3 protein-coding genes are annotated in these 1,959 nt (G+C 42.3%); all 3 read right to left on the reverse strand.

Features of this window, described 5'->3' with window-relative positions:
* Positions 1-313 (reverse strand): LacI family DNA-binding transcriptional regulator (locus BT797_RS10165; protein WP_139291998.1); only part of this gene is annotated, 313 nt, incomplete at its 3' end.
* Between the two features lie 110 nt (positions 314-423).
* Positions 424-1,344 (reverse strand): ribokinase, encoded by a 921-nt coding sequence (gene rbsK, locus BT797_RS10170; RefSeq protein WP_075471950.1) that lies wholly within the window; start codon positions 1,342-1,344, stop codon positions 424-426.
* A 144-nt stretch (positions 1,345-1,488) separates the two neighbouring features.
* A partial coding sequence (locus BT797_RS10175) for a substrate-binding domain-containing protein (protein WP_139291999.1) occupies positions 1,489-1,959 on the reverse strand: 471 nt, incomplete at its 5' end.

The following is a 1,959-nucleotide window of genomic DNA, read 5'->3' on the forward strand; positions in this document are numbered from 1 at the left end:
GCATACGAGCTATATCACCTTCGGTGTTACACAAAATAAGATTATAGCCATACTCATAACAACGACGTTCAACACCTTTTAATACTTCTCCAAAAAACGGGTTCGTTGACGTTGTGACTAGCATGCCAAATGTTTTGGTGCTTTGGACTTTAAGACTACGCGCCAATGCCGACGGTGCGTAACGTAATTCTTCAACAGCTATCCGTACTCGCGCAGACACATCGTCACTGACATAGCGTGTATTATTTAATACATGACTCACCGTTGACGTTGATACGCCCGCATGCCTTGCTACGTCTTTAATTGTTGCCATCAGCTAATCTTGTCCATCATATTTTATCGTGAAAATAAGGTTTCGTTCATTTAGGTAATACTAATACAGGTACGCTCATATAAATAGGCATCCACTACCGGTTGTTTTCACTAATCTTGTAACGCTAAAAAAGCATCTACTTCCGCTTTTGTTGGAATCGATGTTTGCGCACCGACACGCGTCACAGAAAGAGCGGCGGCTGCATGCGCAAAACGGACAGCTTCATCTAGTATTAATCCAGCTTGTAACCCTGCGAGTAAACCACCATTGAAAGTATCACCCGCGGCAGTGGTATCAACAGCATCAACACGGAATCCTTTCACTTGTTTTCCCGTACCAGTTTGACTCATCCATACACCTTGGCTACCCAAAGTGATCATCACCTCAGCAATGCCTTTATCATGTAATACATTCGCAGCCACTTGCGCTGATGCCATATCGCTTACTTTAATACCCGTTAATAATTCAGCTTCGGTTTCATTTGGGGTGATCAAATCAACAACAGACAATAGCGCATCATTTAATGGTTGTGCAGGTGCCGGATTTAATACCACATGCGTACCCGCTTGCTTTGCTATTTTAGCCGCTTGAGTAATAGTTGCAATCGGCGTTTCTAATTGCATCAATAATGTATCAGCTTGTGTAATTAACTCTCTATGTGGTGCGAGACGCTCAGGGGTTAAGCATGCATTCGCTTCTGCAGAAATACAAATACTGTTTTCACCGGTTGCCGCCACTTGGATCATCGCTATGCCAGTTGGTGTGTCTTGTTCAACCATCACAGCTTGTGTATTCATACCATCACGAGCGAATTCAGTAATCATATTACGACCAAAGCTATCATCACCAACACAAGCAATAAACGCAATATCAGCACCTAAACGCGCGGCGGCAACGGCTTGGTTAGCCCCTTTACCACCTGGGATTACAGCATAACTATGCCCGAGTAAAGTTTCGCCAGGGCGCGGAAAAGAAGCCACTTGTAAAACATGATCAGCGTTAACGCTACCTAACACAACTAACTTATTCATAAAGAAGCCTTAATACTTTGTAACTGGTGAGAATAAAACATGACATAATGACACCCTATATACTGTAGGTACAATTACGTCATATTTTTCAATATGAAAAAGAATAAAGGGAATAACTATTAACGCTATCCCCTTTAATTATAATTACTTAGTGATCACTTTTAATGGCACAGCAATGTTCTTCTCTACTGACTGACCGTTAAGTACTTTGTCGGCCGTTTCGATACCAAGTGCACCAATTAACCCTGGTTGCTGTGCAATTGTTGCACCTAAAATACCGCGATTAACCGCAGCAATACCGTCTTTAGTTCCATCAAAACCAACGATTAATACGTCTTTACCTGATGCTTGAACGGCACGTAACGCACCTAATGCCATTTCATCATTCTGTGCAAATACAGCTTGTACATTCGGGTTCGCAGCAAGCATATTTTCCATTACGTTAAGACCTTTAGTACGGTCAAAATCAGCAGGCTGGCTAGCAAGTAAATCCATTTTGTTTTTATCAACTGCTTGCATGAAACCTTGGCCACGTTCACGTGCTGCAGATGTACCCGCGATACCTTCTAGTTGAATCACTTTTGCATTAGCGCCAATGGTGTCACTGATATATTT

The sequence above is a fragment of the Moritella viscosa genome (assembly GCF_900120065.1).
Taxonomy (GTDB): domain Bacteria; phylum Pseudomonadota; class Gammaproteobacteria; order Enterobacterales; family Moritellaceae; genus Moritella; species Moritella viscosa.